The following is a 17865-nucleotide window of genomic DNA, read 5'->3' as shown; positions in this document are numbered from 1 at the left end:
GGTGAGTGGGATGTCGGACGGGTTCGTCGGTTCGGGTGACCCTGCCTACGAGGCCAAGGTGCTGATGATCTCGGTCGCGGCACGGATGGCGGGAATGCACCCGCAGACGCTGCGCCAGTACGACCGACTCGGCCTGGTGCAGGCCGGCCGGGCGGCCGGGGGCGGGCGGCGCTACAGCGTGCGCGACGTGGTGCTGCTGCGCGAGGTGCAGCGGCTCAGTCAGGACGAGGGCGTCAACCTGGCCGGCGTGAAGCGGATCATCAGCCTGGAACGCCTGGTGGAGCAGGCCCAGCAGCGGGTGGCCCGGTTGGAGGCGGAGCTGGACGCCGCGTACCGGCGGATCGCCGAGCTGGAGACGCTGGCCAGCGGCTTCTCCCGGGGTGACCTGGTGCCGACGAACCGCACCTCCACGGCGCTGGTCGTCTGGCGTCCCCGCCGCACCCCCGACCGCTGACCGGTTTTCCGGCGGTGAGGCGGTGGTTCCGGTTAGCCTATGAATCAGGTCCAACCAGTTCAATCCGGGCTCCGATGGCGGGGGGAAACCGTGGCGGAATCGGCGAAGAAGGTGGCCCGACAGGCGGAGGAGCGGCTCGACAAGGTGGCCGAGAACGTCCGGGAGAAGTTCGACCGGGTTACCCAGGGCAAGTTCTCCGACACGGTGAAGAACGGCAGGTTCGCCGACCGGGCTGATCGGACGGACCGGGCCGAACGTGGGGTGGACCAGGGGCAGGCTGTGGCGAAACGCCGGAACCAGGGCGGATCGGAGCGCTGACGATCCGCCGACGTGCGGGCCGGGACCCACGGGGGGTCCCGGCCCGTTCGCCGTCCTGCCAGGCGTGGGGCTGCGGTGTGGGCCGGACTCGCCGGTGTGGGCCGAGTTCAAACCGAACCAAACCGAATCGGATCCAAAAGAACCAATCGGACTTAATCCGACCAGGTTGTCGACTGGCCAGTCGCCGCTGGGGCCGGGTCGCTGCGGTGGGTGCGCTCGGTTGCGCTCGGTTGCGCGGGCGGGGCTCGCTGCAGATGCGGTCACTCTCCCGCCGGGGCCACTCGCCCGCCGGGTTGCTGGTCCGCAGGTACTCCGTAGATTGCGCAGAGTAACTTCCTTGCGCCATGACACACAGTGATCTGCGCGCTTCCCCTCGCATGTCTCCTTGCCCCGCTTTGCTCTGCTGCCATCGGCGACATCTGGCATGGCCTGCGGGGTAGTAGTGAGAGCGCTCTCTTCTTGATCCGAGGTCTGGTTACCTGTCGTGACTGTCGCAGTGAGGACAGCAGAGCAAAGGGAGTGAGTGGTAGAGGGTGGGGGTGGGGTGATGGTGGCACTGCGTGATGGGTCGGAGTCGTCGTTCTTCGCTGGCCGCATCGTGGTCGCGGGGAGAGGGGCAACACCGTTGCGTTAGGTGGTCCGGCTGTTCGTCGACCACCGCTGCCTCGCCGATCATGGAGTTGTGGTGGGTGACAGAACGCCCGTAAAGCCCCCAAGGTCGGCACCACCACTCCATGATCGCCAAGCGGGCCCACCCCGCTCCCCGATCGGGCACTTCCTGTCCCGGGTTGACCAGCTGCCCACGGCGTTAACGCAACGGTGTTGGGGAGAGGGGGCCGACGTGATCGCTCTGGCCGGGCCGGTGTGTCAGCTCAGCCGAGTCGGCGGTTCCCCCGGACCAGGCCGCCCTCGCACCAGTCGTGGTAGGTGAAGAGCTCCTGACGGGCCAGCAGCACCCGACTGTTGTACGCCCAGTTGCGCACCAACTCGTCGCCGTCGCGCTCGGCCTGCTCGACCAGTTTGCGGAAGCGCCGCCGGGGATGGGCGCGGAAGTTCGTCCGGATGCCGTCGGCCGCGTAGATGTAGAGGCAGTGCAGGGCGAACCGGCGGGCCGGGCAGGCTGGATCCATGGCCAGCTCGAAGAGGGTGGACACCAGGTGGTCACCGGCGACCAACAGGTCCCAGTCCTGGGGCAGGGAGGTCAACGGCACCGAATCGGGTTGGTACGCCCAGGCCCGCAACTCCGCCGGCGACGGGTCGACGGGGTTGGCGAAGCCGCGGAACGTCGGACCCTGCACGTTCACCGGCAACCTTCCGCTCACAGCCGCGGGGTGCCTCCGGCCATCCGCGGACCCGGGCTTGCTGGGGCGCAACGCTAGCCGCCGCTGCCCGGCCGACGGAAGACCCCACCGGGAGCAATTCGGCAACGGCTGCCCTGGTCGGGGCGACCTGGCCAGGGCAGCCGTGACCTGGCCAGGGGACCGTGCCGCCGTCTGGCCGGGTCGACCTGGCAGCCGTGGCCTGGCCAGGTCGACCGTAAGGCCTCGACCTGGCCAGGCCTGGCTCAGTCCGTGGCGGGTACCGGCCGGGGGTGCTGGGCAGCGATCCGGCGGCGCAGCCGCTGCTTGAACCAGCGCATGTCGGGCAGTCGGGCGAGCATCGGCCCGGTGATCACGGTGATCAGCACGTACGCCGTGGCGAGCGCGGCCAGCTTGGGTTCGACGGTGCCGGCGGCGACCGCCAGACCGGCGATGACGATGGAGAACTCACCGCGCGGCATCAACGCGAAGCCGGCCCGCCAACGGCCGGGCTCGGCGATGCCGGCCCGGCGGGCCGCCAGGTAGCCGGTGAGCAGCTTCGTCCCCATGGTGACCACGGCCAGCGCGATCGCGGGTAGCAGCACCGGCGGCATGTCCCGGGGGTCGGTGACCAGGCCGAAGAAGACGAAGAAGACCGCGGCGAAGAGATCCCGCAGCGGAGAGAGCAGCTCGGTGGCGTGGTGCGCCACCGGCCCGGACAGGGCGATGCCGACCAGAAACGCCCCGACCGCGGCGGAGACCTGGAGCCGGGCGGCGATGCCGGCCACCAGCAGGGTCAGGCCGAGCACCCCGAGCAGCAACGCCTCCGGGTCCTTGGCCGACAGGGCGGCGGAGATCAGGTGGCCGAAGCGGATGGCGACGACCAGGACGATCACCACGGTGAACACCGCGACACCCAGCGCGATGCCGCCCTTGACCAGGCCGACACCGGCCAGCAGTGCGGTCACCAGGGGCAGGTAGAGCGCCATCGCCAGGTCCTCGATGACCAGCACGGAGAGGATGACCGGGGTTTCCCGGTTACCGACCCGGCCGAGGTCGCCGAGCACCTTGGCGATCACCCCGGAGGACGAGATCCAGGTGATGCCGCCGAGCACCACGGCGGCCACCCAGCCCCAGCCGAGCAGCAGCGCGAAACCGAAACCGGGCAGGGCGTTGAGCGCCGCGTCGATCAGGCCGGCCGGGGCCGCCGAGCGCAGGTTGCCGACCAGCTCGTTGGCGCTGTATTCCAGGCCGAGCATGACCAGCAGCAGGATGACGCCGATCTCGGCGCCGACGGCGAAGAACTCCTCGCTCGCGGCCAGCGGGAGCAGGCCACCGTGACCGAAGGCGAGACCGGCGACCAGATAGAGGGGGATGGGGGAGACGCCGAACCGGCGGCTGAGCCGGCCGAGCAGCCCGAGTAGAAGCAGGAGCGCGCCGACCTCGATGAGCAGTGTGGTGGTTTCGTGCATCCGCCTCAGCCGTCCGGGTCACTGTCGGCGAGGATGGCTGTCACCCCGTCGAGACCCTGCCGGGTCCCGACCACGACCACCACGTCACCGGCCGCGAAGCGGAAGGTGGGATCGGGCGAGACGTTGACCTCGCCCTGCCGGAGCACCGCCACGATGGAGGCGCTGGTGCGGGTACGCGCCTTGGTGTCACCGAGTCGCTTGTTGACGTACTTCGACCCGGCCGGAATGGCGATCTGCTCGGTGAGCAGCCCGGCCGCCTGCTCGCGCAGGCCGGAGAGCTGACCCAGCATCAGCGACGCGCCGAGGATGTCGGCCAACGCCTCGGCCTCGTCGTCGGTCAGCGGGATGTCATGCTGGCAGGAGTCGGGATCGTCCGGGTCGTAGAGGACCAGGTCGCGGCGGCCATTGCGGTGGGAGACCACACCGAGCCGGCGACCGGACTCCGTCATCAGATCATGACGTACGCCGATTCCTGGTAAGGCGGTCTGTTCGACACGTACTCGCACGGACGTGAGGTTATACCCTGCCGGAAAGACCGGCCCGCCGGACGTCTGCGCTGCTGGTGGGCCCCCTGCCGTCGACACCGCCCGTGTTCGCCGACCCTCCGACCGGTAACCCTGTGGGCCGGGCGGCCGGCTCAGGACGAGGCGTCGGCGGGTGTGGCGACGAAGACTCCGACCCCTTCCAGGGTTTCGGTGAGCCCGGTGGCGCGCAGGATCATCATGGCCTTGCCGACCACGGTGTCCGACACGCTGTATTCCTTGCACAGCTGCGACCTGCTCGGCAGCTTGGTGCCGGGCGGCCACTCTCCCGAATCGATCTTGTTCTTCAGCTCGTCTGCGAGCACCTGGTACTGCTGCTTGGGCATACACACTCCCCGGATGGCACGCCCATTTGATCACGCGGGCACCTCCGACCTCAAGCAATCGTGGGTGGGTCATTGACCTACAACCGGTACCGATTGTAGGTTCGTCGTGAACGCCCCCGGATGGCACTTGGGGCGCTCGCGGTCGGGGCGGGCATCCCCCGTGGCCCGTCCCGACCAGGCCAGCGGCCCTGTCGTCGTACCACCGAAGTGGGCTGCGACGGCAGGGCGGGCAGTCCGGCCGAGGCGACAGCGCGGCCGGGCTGCCCTTCCAGCACCGCGACACCGAGCCGTCCAACGAAGGAGCGCCATGGCGTACGAGTCGCCGCACCCACCGTCGAAGCTCGACCTTGGTCAACTCAGGTGGGGCGATATTGCGGTGTCCGAGCCATCGCGATACCGCCATTGGGCCGATATTGCTCCGGCCCGCCCGGGGCGGCGTGAGCCGGGTCGGGCGGGTGGGGAGGCGTGACCGGGCGGTATGTCGTACACCTGCCGGTGGTCGCCGCGGATCTGGCGCGGGCCAAGATGCTCGCCCGGACGGCGGCCCGCTCGCTTGCCTTCCTCGCCCACGTCGACCCCGGCGAGACCACCGTCTCCGCCGAGGATGATCAGGGGGTACGCCACCGCGTCTACTGCGACAACCGGCTGGACAGTGGTCGGCGGTGCGTGCTCCGGGCGGACCACGAGACCCCCTGCACCTCTCGCCTGCCCCGTTGGCCACCGAACGCCGCCCGCCTGCCCCGTTGACCTGAGCTGACTGTGAGCCCCTGTCTGCCTCTTGACCGGCGGGCGCCTTCCGCCGGATCAGGACGGTAGGCGCCGCCAAGCCGCCGCCCGGCCCAGCCCCTCCGAAGCGATCGCGCCCTCACGACGTAGGCGGTCCAGTACGACACGGATCGTCGGGTCACTGATGCCGGGTAGCGCCGTGCGGATGTCGGCGACCCGAAAGATGCGCGGGGCGTGGTGGAGCACGTAGTCGAGCACCCGATCCTGCTTCGAGCCGTCTGCCCGATCCGAAGCTGCGCGTTCGGCGAACATGCGATACGCGTTCGCCAAGATGCTGACGAAGTAGGTCAGCCACGGCCAGGGATCGGCCTCGCCGTCGTGCCAGCCGTGGGTCGAGTCCAGCAGTGCCTGGTAGTAGCCGTCTGCGCTCGCGGCGATCTGGTGCTCCAGGCTGACGTACCTCGACACCGAGTAGCCGGCATCCATCAGCAGGGCATTGGTGAGTGCCCGCGTCACCCTGCCGTTGCCGTCCTCGAAGGGGTGCACGACGAGGAGATCGAGTACGAAGAGGCCGACGAGGAGTACCGGATGGTGACGCCGCGCTATCGTCTCGGCCGCGTAACGATCGATCAGTTCGGCTACGAAATAGGGCGTGTCCGACGCTCGTACGGGCCGGAAGCGAACAGTCACTTCGCCGGTGGCGGCGCGGTCGACGACGTTGTCCTCGGTCTTGAACTGGCCGCCCGGCGCGGCGGTGTGGGCGAAGAGCAACTTGTGCAGATGGAGTAGGAGGCCCGGATTCAGCGGTCGCCAGGAGCCCTGGAAAAGGTAGTCCTGCGCGTCCCGGTAGCCGGCCAACTCCTGCTCGCTGCGAGTTCTCAGGTTGGTGACCCGTCCGGCGAGGATGCGATCGGCTCGGGCGCTGTCGTCGACGACGATCCCCTCGATGGCCGACGAGGCGGTGATGCTCGCTACCCGGGCCCGGTCGGCCAACTGGTTGAGTAGCCCGGGTAGCTGGTCGCGGTAGAGATCCTCCGATCCCCGGCCGACGTCCACCGTGCTCAGTGCCGTCACGACCGGGCCGGGAACGTGACCGATGCAATGGTCCAGTTTGGCGAAGCTGAGCACGGCAAACTCCCGGAAAAGTCCCCAACGGTGACGTGAATTATTTAGTTTAGTAGTTTCTTTGGGTAGTTTGCTGCGCGAGCCCCGGCGCGTTCGGTCTCGACTCATTGTGATGCGAGTCACACCAGCAGAGTTGAGCGGAATAGGCTCAACTTTGGTGGTGTCTCTTACTAGTGGACACGCCGATCCCGGGGGAGCCCATGAACACGGAACGACTCACCACCAAGAGCCGCGAAACCATCACCGGTGCCGTCGCGCTGGCCAACCAGCGTGGTCACGCCACCGTGGAATCCTGGCACCTGCTGCTGGCCCTGCTCGACACCGACGGCTCGACCGCCGCCGGCCTGCTGCGCGCCGTGGGTGCCGATCCCGCCGAGCTGCGCCGGGTCGCCCAGCGCGCGGTCGACGGGCTGCCCGCCGCGCGCGGGTCCAGCATCGCCGAGCCCACCCTGGCCCGGGAGTTCGTCAACGCCATCGGGGCCGCCGAGCAGATCGCCCGGCCGCTCGGCGACGAGTACACCTCCACCGAGCACCTGCTCGCCGGCCTGGCCCGGGTGGGTGGCGCGGTGTCCAACGCGCTGAAGTCCGCCGGGGCCACCGAGGAGAACCTGGTCGCCGCGTTCCCGACCGTGCGGGGCGGGGACCGGCGGGTCACCAGCGCCGACCCGGAGCAGACCTACCAGGCGCTCACCAAGTACGGCGTGGACCTGACCGCCAGCGCCCGGGACGGCAAGATCGACCCGGTGATCGGCCGGGATTCGGAGATCCGTCGGGTGATCCAGGTGCTCTCCCGGCGTACCAAGAACAACCCGGTGCTGATCGGCGAGCCCGGCGTCGGCAAGACGGCGATCGTCGAGGGCCTGGCCCAGCGGATCGTGGCCGGCGACGTGCCGGAGTCGCTGCGGGAAAAGAAGCTGGTCTCGCTCGACCTCGGCGCGATGGTCGCCGGGGCGCAGTACCGGGGCCAGTTCGAGGAGCGGCTCAAGTCCGTCCTGGAGGAGATCAAGAACTCGAACGGGCAGGTCATCACCTTCCTCGACGAGCTGCACACCGTGGTCGGCGCGGGCAAGGGTGAAGGCTCGATGGACGCCGGCAATATGCTCAAGCCGATGCTGGCGCGCGGCGAGCTGCGGATGGTCGGCGCGACCACCCTCGACGAATACCGCGAGCACATCGAGAAGGACCCGGCCCTGGAGCGCCGCTTCCAGCCGGTGCTGGTCGGCGAGCCGACCATCGAGGACACCATCGGCATCCTGCGCGGCCTCAAGGAGCGCTACGAGGTGCACCACGGCGTCCGGATCACCGACGCCGCGCTGGTCGCCGCCGCGTCGCTGTCCGACCGCTACATCACCGACCGGTTCCTGCCGGACAAGGCGATCGACCTGGTGGACGAGTCCGCGTCCCGGCTCCGGATGGAGATCGACTCCCGGCCGGTCGAGGTGGACGAGATCGAGCGGGCCGTCCGCCGGCTGGAGATCGAGGAGATGGCGCTGGCCAAGGAGCCCGACGCCGCCTCCGCCGAGCGGCTGGAACGGCTGCGCAAGGAGTTGGCCGACAAGCGCGAGCAGCTCACCGCGCTGTCCGAGCGCTGGCAGACCGAGAAGAGCCACATCACCAAGCTCTCCACCGCCAAGGAGGAGCTGGAACGCCTGGGCGGCGAGGCCGAGCGGGCCGAGCGCGACGGCGAGCTGGAACGCGCCGCCGAGCTGCGCTACGGCCGCATTCCGGCACTGAAGGTCGAGCTGAAGCAGGCCGAGGAGGAGCTGGCCCGGCTCCAGGCCGACGGCGCGATGCTCAAGGAGGAGGTCGGCGCGGACGACATCGCCGCCGTGGTCGCCTCCTGGACCGGCATCCCCGCCGGCCGACTGCTGGAGGGCGAGACCGCCAAGCTGCTCCGGATGGAGGAGTCGCTGGGCAGCCGGGTCGTCGGCCAGGCCGAGGCCGTCGGTGCCGTCTCCGACGCGGTACGCCGGGCGCGGGCCGGCGTCGCCGACCCGGACCGCCCCACCGGCAGTTTCCTCTTCCTCGGCCCGACCGGCGTCGGCAAGACCGAGCTGGCCAAGGCGCTCGCCGAGTTCCTCTTCGACGACGAGCGGGCCATGGTCCGCATCGACATGAGCGAGTACGGCGAGAAGCACTCAGTCGCCCGCCTGGTCGGTGCCCCGCCCGGTTACGTAGGCTACGAGGAGGGTGGGCAGCTCACCGAGGCGGTGCGCCGCCGGCCGTACTCGGTGATCCTGCTGGACGAGGTGGAGAAGGCCCACCCGGACGTCTTCGACATCCTGCTCCAGGTGCTCGACGACGGGCGGCTCACCGACGGCCAGGGTCGTACCGTCGACTTCCGTAACGCGATCCTGATCCTGACGTCCAACCTGGGGTCGTCGGTGATCAGCGACCTGACGCTCGCCGAGGAGCAGCGCCGCGAGGGGGTGCTCGCGGTGGTTCGCTCGCACTTCAAGCCGGAGTTCCTCAACCGGCTCGACGACATCGTGGTCTTCGCCGCGCTGCGCGGGGACGACCTGCGGTCCATCGTCGACATCCAGCTCGACCGGTTGCGCCGCAGGCTCGGCGACCGCAGGCTGGCGCTGGACGTCACCGACACCGCCCGGACCTGGCTCGCCGAGCACGGGTACGACCCGATCTACGGTGCCCGACCGCTGCGCCGGCTGGTCCAGTCGGCCATCGGCGACCAGCTCGCCAAGGCCCTGCTGGGCGGCGTGATCCGGGACGGCGACACGGTGCGCGTCGACCTGGCCGACAGCAAGGACGGCCTGACCGTCACCCCCGCCTGACTCCCGCTCCTCCCCGCCCCTCTGTGCCCTTCCCCGCCCCTCTGTGCCGGTGATCAAGAGGTTTACGTCACCGAGAGCGCTCTCCACTGCGCAAACCTCTTGATCACCGCAGTCGGACCGGGCGGGGCGCGGGGCGCGGGGCGCAGGGGCACGGTGGGGAGGGGTGGGATGGGGTTGGGCGGGATGGGGTGGGCTGGTTGGGGGCGGGGCGGGGAAAGGATGGGGACATGTTCGGGATGCGGAAGAAGAGCGGGGATCCGGAGTTGGATGCCGCCGTGCGGGAACTCGCCGGGGCGGACACCGTCGCCTTCGGCGGGGTGGGGTTCGCCGGCACGCTGTTGCCGGCGACCGAGGCGTACCGGCGGGTCGAGGAGGCGTTCGCGCAGCGTCCCCGACAGGCCCGTGAGCAGGTCGACTGGTTGCTGCGGCACGGCTCGCCGGCCGGTCGGGCGTACGCGGCGACGCTGCTGGAGGAGGTCGACCCGCCGGCGGCCCGGGACGCCTGGACGATGCTACGCGACGACGACGGCGAACTCACCACCTTCAGTGGCTGCCTGATGGGCAGCACCACGCTGGGTGGGTACGCCGCCGAACGGCTTGCCGACCACCGCACCGACGAAGACGCTCAGTAACTGACCGTTCACTCAGCAATAATTGAGTTTCCCCAGGTGCGTGGGGTGCGCGGTGTTGTTACCGTCTCCGCCGACACACTTGGGGAGGTGGTCGGGGTGAACGGTTCGCTGGCATACGTCGTGACGACGCTGGGATGTCTGATCGGGGTCGCCGGGGTCGTGGTGGCGGTGGTGGCCCTGCGCAAGGGGCGTAGGCAGACCCGCCCGACGGCGGCGAAGGACCCCTTCCGCGACACCGACTCCGACGCGCTGCGCGGTGACCCCCGCAAGCTCAAGCCCGGTGACATCGTCGAGATCCGCCAGGTGTCGTACGCGGTCCGTGGCTCGGTGCACCTGGTCGAAGGCGGCTGGAGCTGGGCCGAGCACCTGCTGGACACCGTCGAGGGCGACAAGCGCTGGCTCTCCGTCGAGGAGGACCCCGACCTGGAACTGGTGCTCTGGACGGCCGAGCCGGCCGCGACGGTCACCCCGGGCGCACCCACCCTCGACTTCGCCGGCCGCCGCTACTCCTGGGAGGAGTCCGGCCAGGCTCGCTACTCGGCCACCGGCAGCACCGGCCTCGACCCGCACGGCACGGTCCGCTACCACGACTACCGGGGGCAGGGCGGCGAGCGGCTCTCCTTCGAGGCGTACGGGGAGGCCGGCTGGGAGGTCGGCCGGGGTGAACACCTGCACCGTGCCGACGTGATGGTGTACCCGCAGGCCGGGCCGGAGGCGTCCTGATCGTGCTGGTCAGCCTGGACACCCCGTACGTCGACACCTGCGCCGCCGACCTGAGCCTGGCGCTCGGTGGCCCGCAACGCCCCGCCCTGCACGTGCGTGACCTGACCCTGCCCGGTGGCATCCGGCTCCGGCTACGCCTGCTAGGTGCGTCACACCAGGTCGTCCTTACCGCCCCGGCCGGGCTCGCCGACACGAACGTTCCGGCCGGGCGTGCCGACGCGGCCACCTCGGCCGGGTCCGGCGACGCGACGGGTCCTGACGCGGCGGGCCCCGACGCGACGGGTCCTGACGCGGCGGGTGCGCTCGTCGAGACGGTGGCCTGCCTGCCCGGTCGACCGCCGCACCTGCCCGACAGCCTGCACGACGAGGCGGGCGGCTACCGGTTCACCGCCACCGTGCTGCGCCCCGCCGAGGGTGAGCTGCACACCCGGATCACCGCGCTCCGCGCCGACCTGGCCGACCACCCGTACGCCCTGGTCGGGGTCTTTCCCGGCGACCCGGACGCGGTCACCGCGCTGGCGGTGCGCACCGATCTGCCGGCCGGGTCGGTCGGCTGGCGCACCTGGCACGCGTACCCCCAGACCAACGAACTGGTCCTGACCGAGACGACGGTGGCGCTCCCGCGAGCCCCGCAGCCGATGGTGCGAACCCCGCAGTCGCGAACGGAGGAGAAACCGTGACCTACCGACGCTGGATCGTGGTGGGGGTGGCCCTGGCGGTCATCGGCGCGCTGGTGGCCGCCTTCGCCATCTTCTACGGCAACTTCTCGCCGCGCGGCTACGTCGAGGACCGCTACACCCGGTCGGCGAGCCGGGACATCGGCGGGGACGCCGTCGCCTACACCTCGAACCGGACCCCGAGCCAGGTGGCGGAGGACATCACCGGCGCCTGGAAGCCGGCCGACCAGTACGTCGACGGCAGCGGCGTCTACCTGCGCTACGACGACGACTCGCTGGTGATCCTGCCGATCGCCGCCGGCTCGGTGATCCTGCTGGAACGGATGCGGACCGCGTACCCGCGTTACCACTCGACGGTGGGCAACCACTGGGGCTGGGGGCGGGGCAGCACGGTACGCGGTGGCGGCCCCGGCACCGGCAAGTAGCGCGAACCGATCCCGACCGAACGAACCCTGGAGCACCTGTGCAGAACCTGGTCACCGATCTGCTGGTCACCCTCGCCTACGGGGTGGTCGGCGTCGTCCTGATGGCCGTCGGCTACGTGCTTGTCGACGTGGCCACCCCGGGCAAGCTCCACGAGCAGATCTGGATCGAACGCAACCGGAACGCGGCGCTGCTGCTGGCCTCGAACCTGGCCGGCGTCGGCACCATCGTGGTCGCCGCGATCGCCGCCAGCGAGGACGACTTCCTCCTCGGCCTGGTCGGTGCCGCCGCGTACGGGATCGTCGGGCTGGTCATCATGGCGTTGGCGTTCGTGCTGCTCGACGCGTTGACCCCGGGCAAGCTGGGCGAGCTGCTGGTCGACCCGCAGCCGCACCCGGCGGTCTGGGTGTCGGCGGTGGTGCACCTCGCCACCGGCGCGGTCATCGCCGCCGCCATCAGCTGATGACCACGGCGCAACAGCCGGCGAAGCCGAAACAGAACACGGGCGCCTGGGTGGTGTGGATCGTCCTCGGCCTGGCGCTGTGCTGCGTGGGAAGCAGCCTCTTCAACCAGGACTCCGGTGGCACCGCCGTCCCCGCCCCGGCGGTTGACGAACGCGCCGACACCGTGCCGTTGCTCGCCCAGGCCACCGCCAGCCAGGGCATCTGCTACGGCTGGCGGCTGGAGGAGTCGTACGACTCGGCGGTCAGTGTCGGCTCCAATCTCGGCGACGGGGTGCCGGTGAGCGAGGACGCCCGCTGCCCGCGCTGGGTCGAGGCCCGTGCCCGGATCACCTACACCGCGGAGAGCAGCGAGAGCAGCGACTCGGCGTACGTCACAGTGGTCGGCTCGCCCGACATCGCCGCCGCCGACCTGGCCTCGGTGCAGGCCGGGCTGACCAGGTTCGGCCTGAACGACGACGTGTTCGTCGACGACCCGGGCTGGGCGGTCTGCCGGGCCGCTGTGGCGTTGCCGCTGCTGGTGGCCGAGGCCGGCGTCGCACCACCGGCCGCCACCCCGACCGTCGATCCCGGTGCCGCGGTGGCTCCGCTGCCGGAGGCCGGCAGCGACTTCTGGCGGGACCGGTGGGGTCTGCTGCTCACCGCCGCCGGCCTGCTGCTGGTCGCCGTGCTGCTGATCACCGTCGGGTTCGTGCAGCGGAGCCGGCGGCGGGCCCCGGCCCCGGCCGGGCGTACCTGGGGCAAGCCGTGACCGCCGGGACATCGGTGCCGGCCGACGGCGGCCCGGCCGCCCGGCCGCGCTGGCGGCTCGCCCGCGCGGCGGTGCTGGTCGCGGTCTTCGTCTGCGCCGCCTGCGGCCTGGTGTACGAGCTGGCGCTTGTCGCGCTCGGCAGCTACCTGATCGGTGACACGGTCGGGCAGGCGTCGATCGTGCTCGGCGTGATGGTCTTCGCGATGGGGGTCGGCGCGCTGGTCGCCAAGCCGTTGCAGCCCCGGGCCGCCGCCGCGTTCGCGGTGATCGAGCTGACCCTCGCCCTGCTCGGCGGCCTGTCGGTGCTCGGCCTATACGCCGCCTTCGCCTGGCTCGACCTGTACGGCCCGGCGCTGGTCGGCACCGCGTTCGTGCTCGGCCTGCTGATCGGCGCGGAGATCCCGCTGCTGATGGTGATGCTGCAACGCATCCGCGAGCAGGCCGCCGGCAGCGCGGTCGCCGACCTGTTCGCCGCCGACTACGTCGGCGCGCTGCTCGGCGGGCTCGCCTTCCCGTTCCTGCTGATCCCGGTCTTCGGCCAGCTCAAGGGCGCGCTGGTGGTCGGCGCGGTGAACGCGGTCGCCGGCCTGGCCCTGGTCTGCACGGTGTTCCGCGCCGAGCTGAGCCGGCGGGCCCGGCTCGTGCTGGGCGCCGGCTCCGTCGTGGTCGCCCTCTGCCTCGGGTACGCCTGGGTCACCGCCGCCGACTTCGAGGTGACCAGCCGCCAGCAGCTCTACCGGGACCCGGTGGTGCACGCCGAACGCTCCCGCTACCAGGAGATCGTGCTGACCCGGTCGGTGCGCGAGGTCGGCCACCCCGACACCGACCTGCGGCTGTTCCTCAACGGCGACCTCCAGTTCAGCTCGATCGACGAATACCGCTACCACGAGGCGCTCGTCCATCCGGCGATGCGCGGCCCGCGCGGTGAGGTGTTGGTCCTCGGTGCCGGCGACGGGCTCGCGGTCCGCGAGATCCTGCGTTACCCGGACGTGCGCCGGGTGACAGTGGTCGACCTCGACCCGGCGGTGGTGGCGCTGGCCCGCTCCGAGCCGCAGTTGCGGGCGCTCAACGGCGGCTCCCTCGACGACCCCCGGGTACGGGTGCTCAACACCGACGCGTTCGGCTGGCTGCGTACCGCCGCCGAACGCTTCGACGTGGTCGTCGCCGACCTGCCCGACCCGGACGAGACGGCCACCGCCAAGCTCTACACAGTCGAGTTCTACGCGCTGATCCGCTCGGTGCTCACCGAGGGCGGCCGGCTGGTGGTGCAGTCCGGGTCGCCGTACTTCGCGCCCAGGTCGTACTGGTCGATCGAGGCGTCGGTACGCGAGGCCGGCTTCGCCACCGTGCCTTACCACGTCGACGTGCCGTCGTTCGGCGACTGGGGGTTCGTGCTCGCCGCGCCGGGCGGCACCCCGCCGGTGCTGGAGCTGCCGGCCGACCCGCCCCGGCTGCGGTTCCTCGACCCGGCGGTGCTGCGGGCGGCGGCGGCCTTCCCCGCCGACCGGGCCCGCCTCGACGTGCCCGCCTCCACCCTGTTGCGGCCCAGGGTGCTCGACTACGCCCGCAGTGAGTGGCGCGGCTACTAGCCTCGGACAGGTGTCACCGTCGTCGCGCCGCCGGCTGCCACCGCGTGCGGTGGACGCGGCGGCGTACCTCCAGGCATTCGTGCTGTCCGGGGTGGCGACGGTGCTGGTCACCCGGGCCTTCCTGCGCGCCACCGGCTACCCGCAGCTCGGCGGCGGTGGTCTGCACATCGCGCACGTGCTCTGGGGTGGTCTGCTGATGACCGTCGGCCTGGGTGTGGCGCTGGTCTTCCTGGGCGGGGCCGCCCGGATGACCGGCGCGGTGCTCGCCGGGGTCGGCTTCGGGCTCTTCATCGACGAGGTCGGCAAGTTCGTCACCGCCGGCACCAACTACTTCTACCGACCGGCCGCCGGGATCATCTACGCCGTCTTCGCCCTGCTGGTGGTGATCACCCAGGCGCTGCGCGACCGGCTGCGCCTGACCCCGGGGGAACGGGTGGCGAACGCGTTGGACGTGATCGTCGGCGGGGTCGGCCGGGGGCTCACCGACCGGCGGCGGATCGCCACCCTGCGGCTGGTCCGGGGTGCCGGCCCGGAGGTCGAGTCGGCGGTGTCCGCGTTGCTCGACGTGGTGCCGCGCCGGGAACCGCCGCCGCAGCGGTTCTGGCAGCCCTGGGTGGCCCGACTGCGGGCCGCGCTGATCCGGCTGACCGCCCAGCGCTGGGTGGTCCTGCTGGTGGTGGCCTACCTGGTCGTCGAGCCGGTGGCGACGGTGGTCGGGGTGGTGACCGAGGGGGTGGCCGGCGAGCTGGACCAGGCCGGGGAGTGGGGCGCGGTGCTCGGGGTGTCCGCCTCGGCGCTGGTCGCCGCCGTGCTGAGCATCCGCGCGGCGTTCCTGCTCCGCCACGACCGGCGGGCCGCGTTCCGGCTGTTCAAGCTGGCCCTCCTGGTCGACCTGCTGTTCGGGCAGATCTTCAACTTCACGGTCAACCAGTTCGACGCGGTGACCGGGCTCGCGGTGGACCTGCTCCTGCTCGCCGTGGTGACCGCCGAACACCGTCGACTGGTCCGCGAGTCGTGACCGGGCGAGCAGGCGGACTGATCCGGTTCGGTCGCGGACCGGTGCCCGGCGCGGTGATGATTCGGCAGGTCGATCATCGGGTACGGCTCCGTCGTACCCGGTGCGACGGGACTGCGGACGTTACCGTGGTGCGGTGATCTAGGAAGGAGAATCATGGTCGATTCCCACAGCACGCCCGCCCGGACCCGCCCGGGTCTGGTGACACTCTCCAGCTATCTGCTGATGTTGTTCGCGGCGCTCCAACTGATCGGGTTGATCCTCACCCTGTCGATCAGCGGCAAGCTCCGCCAGGCGTTCGAGGACGCGTTCCAGGGGACCGCGAGCGAGGTCGAGGGGCTCGGCACCGCCGTGGTGGTCTTCGCCGTCGGCGCGTCCGCGGTCCTGCTGCTGATCGCGATCGCCCTCGTCGTCCTGGCGATCTTCAACAACCGGGGCAAGAACGGCAGCCGGATCGCCACCTGGGTGGTCGGCGGCATCATGGTCTGCTGCGTCGGCGGCGGACTGGTCAACGGTGCCGCGGGCTTCAGCGGTTCCGCCGGCTCCACCTCCGGCGACGCGCCGAGCGCCGAGGAGTTGGAGCGCAGCATGAACGCCGTGCTGCCCTCCTGGTACAACCCGGTGAGCACCCTGCTCGGCGTGCTCAGCCTGCTCGCCCTGCTGGCGGCGCTTATCCTGCTCGCCCTGCCGAAGTCCAACGAGTTCTTCCGCAAGCCCAAGACGGGTGGTTGGGAGCCGCCGGTTCCCGGTGCCGCCTACCCGGCCGCCCCGGGTTACCCGGCGACCCCGGGTTACCCGGCCACGCCCGGCTACCCGCAGGCCGGTGCCCCCGGCCAGTCGTCGGCCCCGGGTCAGCCCGGTCCGTCGTCGGCGTCCACCCCTGGCGTGCCGGACCAGCCGCAGCCGTCCGACGGCTCGTCCTGGCAGCCGCCGTCGGGTGGGGAGCCGGACCGGCCCGCCGGAGGCAGCGGACCGGACGACCCGCAGCGCCCCGCCGGCAGTTGACGGGCGCGTAACGGCGACATCGACGATTCCCTCCGAGTAGGTTGCTCACCGACGCCTACCGGAGGGAATCGTCGTGTCGTACCCGGATCAGGTGCCGGTTCGCCGGCCGGTCGCCGTCACCACGGCGGCGGCGCTGCTCGGGCTGATGGCGCTCGTCGCCGGGGTCTACGCCGTGACCACCCTGCTCGCCCTGGGCGGCACGATCGACAGGTTCCGGGCCGCCGCCACCGGCACCGCCGCCGACCCGGGCGACGTCGACGGCGTGGTCCGGCTGCTGAGGCTCGGCACGATCGGCGCGGCGATGTTGACGGTGCTGGTGGGGTTGCTGCTGGTCGGCCTGGCCGGTGGGCTGCTCGCCCGACGGCGGGCGGCCAGGATCGGCGTCTGGGTGGTCTGCGGGCTGGGCCTGCTCGCCGGTGGGTGCGCACTTGTCACACTTGTCGGTCAGCGGGCCAGGCCGCTGCGGCTGGGCGTCGGTGACCGGGGCGTGGCCGACCTGTTCGGCACCCTCGGCGACGCCTACCCGTCCTGGTGGGTCCCGGCGAACGCGGGGGTCTCGGCGGGCCAGGCCCTCGGCTACCTGGTGGTGGCCGCGCTGCTGGCCCTGCCGCCGGCGAACGCCTGGTTCGCCCGCCGCAGAGCTGAGGAGCAACAGTGACCGCCGACCGAACGGCTGCGGGCCGCGCCGCGTTGATCACCGGTGCCACCGCCGGGATCGGCGAGTCGTTCGCCCGGCACCTCGCCGCCGAGGGCTGGGAGCTGATCCTGGTGGCCCGGGACGCCGCCCGGCTCGACGCGACCGCCGCCGAGCTGACCGGCCGGTACGGCAACCGGGTGGAGACCCTTGCGGCCGATCTGTCCACCGACGACGGTAGTGCCCGGGTGGAACGGCGGCTCGCCACCGGCGACCCGGTGCACCTGCTGGTCAACAATGCGGGAACCAGCCTCAGCCGGCCGTTTCTGCGCTCCACCGTCGCGGACGAGACCCGATTGCTCCGGCTGAATGTGCACGCGGTGATGCGGCTTACTCTTGCGGCCCTCGGACCCATGACCAGCCGCGGCGATGGGACAGTGATAAATGTCTCTTCGGTCGCCGGGTTCGGCCCGGTGATGCCGGGCTCCACCTATCCGGCCAGCAAGGCCTGGGTCACCAGTTTCAGCGAGTCGATCGGGGAATCGGTACGCGCGTCGGGCGTGCACGTGATGGCGCTCTGCCCCGGCTACACCCGTACCGGCTATCACGAACGCACCGGCATCGACATGTCCGGCATGCCGGGGTGGATCTGGCTGCGGGCCGACGACGTGGTCGCCGAGGCCCTACGTGACCTGCGGAAAGGCAAGACCGTAAGCGTTCCCGACTGGAAGTACAAGCTGGCCGTGGCGAGCCTGCGGCACATACCGCGACGGCTGTTGCGCGGTGCGTTCCGGGACCGGCGGGGACGGGTCGATCCGACCGGGGGATGACTGTTCGTCGGTGCCGGACCGTGCCCGGACGGCCTGACATCGAACCACAACTCTGCCGGTGCGGTCGCGCAG

20 protein-coding genes are annotated in these 17865 nt (G+C 71.1%); 15 read left to right on the top strand and 5 right to left on the bottom strand.

The features are described from left to right. Nucleotides 1-10: 10 nt before the first annotated feature. Nucleotides 11-454, top strand: coding sequence for a heat shock protein transcriptional repressor HspR (locus tag AC0AIB_RS12135; RefSeq protein WP_328341493.1), 444 nt, complete (start codon nt 11-13; stop codon nt 452-454). 90 nt (nt 455-544) lie between these two features. Continuing rightward, on the top strand, nt 545-772 hold the full coding sequence (locus AC0AIB_RS12130; RefSeq protein ID WP_328341491.1) for a hypothetical protein: 228 nt from the start codon (nt 545-547) through the stop codon (nt 770-772). Between the two features lie 872 nt (nt 773-1644). Here AC0AIB_RS12130 and AC0AIB_RS12125 read toward each other — a convergent pair. The 4 genes from AC0AIB_RS12125 to AC0AIB_RS12110 form a co-directional block, all read right to left on the bottom strand. Next, complete coding sequence (locus tag AC0AIB_RS12125; RefSeq protein WP_328341489.1) at nt 1645-2076, bottom strand: hypothetical protein; 432 nt, start codon at nt 2074-2076, stop codon at nt 1645-1647. A 260-nt stretch (nt 2077-2336) separates the two neighbouring features. After that, nucleotides 2337-3542, bottom strand: coding sequence for a cation:proton antiporter (locus AC0AIB_RS12120; protein ID WP_328341487.1), 1206 nt, complete (start codon nt 3540-3542; stop codon nt 2337-2339). Between the two features lie 5 nt (nt 3543-3547). Beyond that, nucleotides 3548-4048 carry a cation:proton antiporter regulatory subunit gene (locus AC0AIB_RS12115; protein WP_088641912.1) on the bottom strand — a complete coding sequence of 167 codons (501 nt, stop codon included), beginning with the start codon at nt 4046-4048 and terminating at the stop codon, nt 3548-3550. Nucleotides 4049-4179: 131 nt separating this feature from the next. Next, nucleotides 4180-4410 (bottom strand): winged helix-turn-helix domain-containing protein, encoded by a 231-nt coding sequence (locus AC0AIB_RS12110; RefSeq protein WP_091252208.1) that lies wholly within the window; start codon nt 4408-4410, stop codon nt 4180-4182. A 465-nt stretch (nt 4411-4875) separates the two neighbouring features. Here AC0AIB_RS12110 and AC0AIB_RS12105 point away from each other — a divergent pair, with 465 nt between their 5' ends. Then, nucleotides 4876-5157 (top strand): hypothetical protein, encoded by a 282-nt coding sequence (locus AC0AIB_RS12105; protein ID WP_328341481.1) that lies wholly within the window; start codon nt 4876-4878, stop codon nt 5155-5157. 57 nt (nt 5158-5214) lie between these two features. On the opposite strand, the gene AC0AIB_RS12100 is transcribed toward AC0AIB_RS12105, so the two are convergent. Next, nucleotides 5215-6264 carry a Fic family protein gene (locus tag AC0AIB_RS12100; protein ID WP_465096678.1) on the bottom strand — a complete coding sequence of 350 codons (1050 nt, stop codon included), beginning with the start codon at nt 6262-6264 and terminating at the stop codon, nt 5215-5217. A gap of 197 nt (nt 6265-6461) precedes the next feature. Here AC0AIB_RS12100 and clpB point away from each other — a divergent pair, with 197 nt between their 5' ends. The 12 genes from clpB (at nt 6462) to AC0AIB_RS12040 (ending at nt 17793) form a co-directional block, all read left to right on the top strand. Beyond that, complete coding sequence (clpB, locus tag AC0AIB_RS12095; protein ID WP_328341477.1) at nt 6462-9053, top strand: ATP-dependent chaperone ClpB; 2592 nt, start codon at nt 6462-6464, stop codon at nt 9051-9053. A 227-nt stretch (nt 9054-9280) separates the two neighbouring features. Continuing rightward, the gene (locus tag AC0AIB_RS12090; RefSeq protein WP_328341475.1) at nt 9281-9685 is read left to right on the top strand and encodes a hypothetical protein; all 405 of its coding nucleotides are present in this window, start codon (nt 9281-9283) and stop codon (nt 9683-9685) included. Between the two features lie 96 nt (nt 9686-9781). After that, the gene (locus tag AC0AIB_RS12085; protein ID WP_328341473.1) at nt 9782-10408 is read left to right on the top strand and encodes a DUF4178 domain-containing protein; all 627 of its coding nucleotides are present in this window, start codon (nt 9782-9784) and stop codon (nt 10406-10408) included. A 2-nt stretch (nt 10409-10410) separates the two neighbouring features. After that, nucleotides 10411-11088 (top strand): DUF2617 family protein, encoded by a 678-nt coding sequence (locus AC0AIB_RS12080; protein WP_328341471.1) that lies wholly within the window; start codon nt 10411-10413, stop codon nt 11086-11088. Next, nucleotides 11085-11510: a DUF4247 domain-containing protein gene (locus tag AC0AIB_RS12075; protein WP_328341469.1), complete on the top strand. Its 426-nt coding sequence runs from the start codon at nt 11085-11087 to the stop codon at nt 11508-11510. The genes AC0AIB_RS12080 and AC0AIB_RS12075 overlap by 4 nt, the downstream gene beginning before the upstream one ends. Nucleotides 11511-11548: 38 nt before the next feature. After that, complete coding sequence (locus tag AC0AIB_RS12070) at nt 11549-11971, top strand: DUF350 domain-containing protein (RefSeq protein ID WP_328341467.1); 423 nt, start codon at nt 11549-11551, stop codon at nt 11969-11971. A 53-nt stretch (nt 11972-12024) separates the two neighbouring features. Then, nucleotides 12025-12720 carry a hypothetical protein gene (locus tag AC0AIB_RS12065; RefSeq protein ID WP_442930854.1) on the top strand — a complete coding sequence of 232 codons (696 nt, stop codon included), beginning with the start codon at nt 12025-12027 and terminating at the stop codon, nt 12718-12720. Beyond that, complete coding sequence (locus tag AC0AIB_RS12060; protein ID WP_465096677.1) at nt 12717-14309, top strand: polyamine aminopropyltransferase; 1593 nt, start codon at nt 12717-12719, stop codon at nt 14307-14309. Before AC0AIB_RS12065 ends, AC0AIB_RS12060 begins: the two co-directional genes overlap by 4 nt. Before the next feature lie 34 nt (nt 14310-14343). Then, a complete protein-coding gene (locus tag AC0AIB_RS12055; RefSeq protein WP_328348979.1) occupies nt 14344-15327 on the top strand; it encodes a hypothetical protein in 984 nt (327 codons plus the stop codon). Nucleotides 15328-15480: 153 nt separating this feature from the next. Further along, entirely contained in the window at nt 15481-16329 is an 849-nt protein-coding gene (locus tag AC0AIB_RS12050) for a hypothetical protein (RefSeq protein WP_328341461.1), read from the top strand. Nucleotides 16330-16402: 73 nt separating this feature from the next. Continuing rightward, nucleotides 16403-16987, top strand: coding sequence for a hypothetical protein (locus AC0AIB_RS12045; RefSeq protein ID WP_465096676.1), 585 nt, complete (start codon nt 16403-16405; stop codon nt 16985-16987). Continuing rightward, on the top strand, nt 16984-17793 hold the full coding sequence (locus AC0AIB_RS12040; protein WP_328341457.1) for an SDR family NAD(P)-dependent oxidoreductase: 810 nt from the start codon (nt 16984-16986) through the stop codon (nt 17791-17793). Before AC0AIB_RS12045 ends, AC0AIB_RS12040 begins: the two co-directional genes overlap by 4 nt. Nucleotides 17794-17865 lie beyond the last annotated feature (72 nt).

The sequence above is a fragment of the Micromonospora sp. DSM 43699 genome (assembly GCF_055517075.1).
The sequence above is the reverse complement of the archived record's forward strand: the minus strand, read 5'-3'. Positions and strand labels throughout refer to the sequence as shown.

Bases quoted from the DNA above. Each gene is read 5' to 3' on its own strand.
- AC0AIB_RS12050 (WP_328341461.1), top strand. From the start codon at position 15,481: ATGGTCGATTCCCACAGCACGCCCGCCCGGACCCGCCCGGGTCTGGTG.
- AC0AIB_RS12090 (WP_328341475.1), top strand. From the start codon at position 9,281: ATGTTCGGGATGCGGAAGAAGAGCGGGGATCCGGAGTTGGATGCCGCC.
- AC0AIB_RS12110 (WP_091252208.1), bottom strand. From the start codon at position 4,410: ATGCCCAAGCAGCAGTACCAGGTGCTCGCAGACGAGCTGAAGAACAAG.
- AC0AIB_RS12120 (WP_328341487.1), bottom strand. From the start codon at position 3,542: ATGCACGAAACCACCACACTGCTCATCGAGGTCGGCGCGCTCCTGCTT.
- clpB (WP_328341477.1), top strand. From the start codon at position 6,462: ATGAACACGGAACGACTCACCACCAAGAGCCGCGAAACCATCACCGGT.
- AC0AIB_RS12135 (WP_328341493.1), top strand. From the start codon at position 11: ATGTCGGACGGGTTCGTCGGTTCGGGTGACCCTGCCTACGAGGCCAAG.